The 3,684-nt window shown below is 52.4% G+C and carries 1 tRNA gene and 2 rRNA genes; all 3 read right to left on the bottom strand.

Annotated elements, in window-relative coordinates:
- Nucleotide 1: 1 nt before the first annotated feature.
- Nucleotides 2-78 (bottom strand) — tRNA-Met (locus E5201_RS03975).
- A 341-nt stretch (nt 79-419) separates the two neighbouring features.
- A 5S ribosomal RNA gene (rrf, locus tag E5201_RS03970) occupies nt 420-534 on the bottom strand.
- A gap of 190 nt (nt 535-724) precedes the next feature.
- Nucleotides 725-3,599, bottom strand: a 23S ribosomal RNA gene (locus tag E5201_RS03965).
- Nucleotides 3,600-3,684 lie beyond the last annotated feature (85 nt).

The following is a 3,684-nucleotide window of genomic DNA, read 5'->3' as shown; positions in this document are numbered from 1 at the left end:
ATGGTTGCGGGGGCCAGATTTGAACTGACGACCTTCAGGTTATGAGCCTGACGAGCTACCGGGCTGCTCCACCCCGCGACACTTGTAACCGGTTTGAGAGCGCTGCCCGGTTATGTTTTTGGTTTTCCGCCGCGCTTAGGCGCTTTGGAGGGGGCTGCTCCACCCCGCGACAGTGATCGGATAAAAGTCCTTCGCTTTGCTCAGTGTGTACTTTTACCCGGTATTAGACAGTCAAAAATATCTTGAAGCGGTTCGTCGATATTTTTGGCCGTTTATCAGTCAGGGTTTTTGCCTTGGCTGATACTAAAAAAGACCGGCAAGCGGATTGCCTGACGGTCTTTGAAGGAAGTGAGTAATTGAAGGGTATTAGCGCTCAGATAGCGCAGCGTTAGCGCAACCTGAAGCCTTGTGTTTGATAGACCTGGCGACGACCTACTCTCCCGCGCCTTAAGACGAAGTACCATCGGCCCTGGTAGGCTTAACGACCGAGTTCGGAATGGGATCGGGTGGGGACCAACCGGCATAGCCACCAGGTCAATCGAACACAAGTTGTATGAGAAGACACAATATCTGACGACAGCGAAGCTGTCTTAAAGCAAAATGTCATATTGTCTCGAAGAACCGCTTCGAGAGGCAATATGTCTTTATCGAACCCACTTCAAAGTACACTGAGCGCGAAGCGCGAAGGACTTTGAAGTGATTGTCTGTGCGTTTGGTTGAGAGAGCGATCAAGCCGATCGGATTATTAGTACCGGTTAGCTTCACACCTCGCGGTGCTTCCACATCCGGCCTATCAACGTGGTAGTCTTCCACGATCCTCAGCGAGACCTTGTTTTGAGGTTAGTTTCCCGCTTAGATGCTTTCAGCGGTTATCTATTCCATACTTAGCTACCCTGCTGCGCGGCTGGCGCCACGACAGGTACACCAGAGGTATGTCCATCCCGGTCCTCTCGTACTAGGGACAGATCCTCTCAAGTCTCGAACACCCACGGCAGATAGGGACCAAACTGTCTCACGACGTTCTGAACCCAGCTCACGTACCACTTTAAATGGCGAACAGCCATACCCTTGGGACCTGCTCCAGCCCCAGGATGTGATGAGCCGACATCGAGGTGCCAAACTTTGCCGTCGATATGGACTCTTGGGCAAAATCAGCCTGTTATCCCTAGAGTACCTTTTATCCGTTGAGCGATGGCCCTTCCACGCAGGACCACCGGATCACTATGGCCGACTTTCGTCTCTGCTCGACTTGTCAGTCTCGCAGTCAGGCGGGCTTATGCCATTGCACTCAGCGAACGATTTCCGACCGTTCTGAGCCCACCATCGCGCGCCTCCGTTACACTTTGGGAGGCGACCGCCCCAGTCAAACTACCCACCACGCCATGTCCCGGACCCGGATAGACGGGCCGCGGTTAGACGCCAACAGCAATAAGGGTGGTATTTCAAGGATGGCTCCACCGGAACTGGCGCCCCGGTTTCATAGCCTCCCACCTATCCTACACATGTTGCTGCTAACGCCAAGGCGAAGCTATAGTAAAGGTTCATAGGGTCTTTCCGTCTGACCGCGGGAACCCCGCATCTTCACGGGGAATTCAATTTCGCTGAGTCTATGCTGGAGACAGTGGGGAAGTCGTTACGCCATTCGTGCAGGTCGGAACTTACCCGACAAGGAATTTCGCTACCTTAGGACCGTTATAGTTACGGCCGCCGTTTACCGGGGCTTCAATTCGCTGCTTGCACAACTCCTTTTAACCTTCCGGCACCGGGCAGGCGTCAGACCCTATACGTCGCTTTACAGCTTCGCAGAGCCCTGTGTTTTTGATAAACAGTCGCTACCCCCTGGCCTGTGCCACTCAGATCTGGTTGCCCAGAGTGAGTCACGCTTATCCCGAAGTTACGCGTGTAATTTGCCGAGTTCCTTCAGCATAGTTCTCTCAAGCGCCTTGGTATGCTCTACCTGACCACCTGTGTCGGTTTCGGGTACAGTCTATGTATGAGTTATTTCCAGGGACAGCTTCGCTGCCGGGAACAATCCAATAAGCCCCGACAACTTACACCATCCGTCACTTCATACTGGCTCCGGAATATTCACCGGATTCCCATCGACTACGCCTTTCGGCCTCGCCTTAGGGGCTGGCTAACCCTGCGCAGATTAGCTTTACGCAGGAACCCTTGGTCTTTCGGCGGGAGGGCTTCTCACCCTCCTTTCGCTACTCATGTCAGCATTCTCACTTCCGATACCTCCAGCCAACCTCACGGTTGACCTTCACAGGCTTACGGAACGCTCCGCTACCGCTCAACTCGCGTTGAACCCATATCTTCGGCGCATGGCTTGAGCCCCGTTACATTTTCCGCGCAGGATCGCTTGATCAGTGAGCTGTTACGCTTTCTTTAAAGGATGGCTGCTTCTAAGCCAACCTCCTGATTGTCAATGCAATCCCACATCGTTTCCCACTTAGCCATAACTTGGGGGCCTTAGATGATGGTTAGGGTTGTTTCCCTTTTCACGACGGACGTTAGCACCCGCCGTGTGTCTGCCCGATAGTACTCCTGGGTATTCGGAGTTTGATTAGAATTGGTACAGCTCGCGCCGCCCGCATCCATTCAGTGCTCTACCCCCCAGGGTATTCGTCGGACGCTCTACCTAAATAGATTTCGCGGAGAACCAGCTATGTCCAGGTTTGATTGGCCTTTCACCCCTATCCACAAGTCATCCCAGAATTTTTCAACATTCACGGGTTCGGTCCTCCAGTAAGTGTTACCTTACCTTCAACCTGCTCATGGATAGATCACCTGGTTTCGGGTCGTCATGCGACGAACTTGACGCTCTGTTCAAACTCGCTTTCGCTACGCCTACACCTAACGGCTTAAGCTTGCTCGGCACATGAAGTCGCTGACCCATTATACAAAAGGTACGCCGTCACCCCGTATAGGGGCTCCGACTGCTTGTAGGCTTCCGATTTCAGGATCTGTTTCACTCCCCTTGTCGGGGTGCTTTTCACCTTTCCCTCACGGTACTTGTTCACTATCGGTCGTAGAGGAGTACTTAGGCTTGGAGGGTGGTCCCCCCATGTTCAGACAGGATTTCACGTGTCCCGCCCTACTCGAGGATCTTGCTAGTTAACGTCTACGGGGCTATCACCCGCTATGGCCGACCTTTCCAGATCGTTCGACTTTATATCACAAGATCACTGGCCTGGTCCGATTTCGCTCGCCACTACTTTCGGAGTCTCGGTTGATGTCCTTTCCTACGGTTACTGAGATGTTTCAGTTCACCGCGTTCGCTTAATAAACCTATGTATTCAGTTTATTATACCTTTTAACGCTCCGCTCATATTAGCGCGACGCTTGCGCGCCGAGTGCCAGGCCAAAGCCCGGGTCACTGGCTTGCCTCAAACACCTGCGTGACAGATGCTTAAACCAAACCAACAAACTTAACCGTTTCACTAAAATGAACAGAACGCAAAGGTGGGTTCCCCCATTCAGAAATTACCGGATCAAAGGGTGCTAGCGCCTCCCCGGTACTTATCGCAGCTTGCCACGTCTTTCATCGCCTCTCTACGCCAAGGCATCCGTCAGAAGCCCTTTAACGCTTGATCGTTCTCTCAACTAAACGCACAAACCGAATTCACATTCGTTTTGATCGTTTTGCTTTATTAGTAAGACACTTCATCCGTATGTTCT

The organism is Asticcacaulis tiandongensis, assembly GCF_006475605.1.
Classification (GTDB): domain Bacteria; phylum Pseudomonadota; class Alphaproteobacteria; order Caulobacterales; family Caulobacteraceae; genus Asticcacaulis; species Asticcacaulis tiandongensis.
Note: the sequence above shows the minus strand (reverse complement) of the source record. Positions and strands in the feature narration are given on the sequence as shown.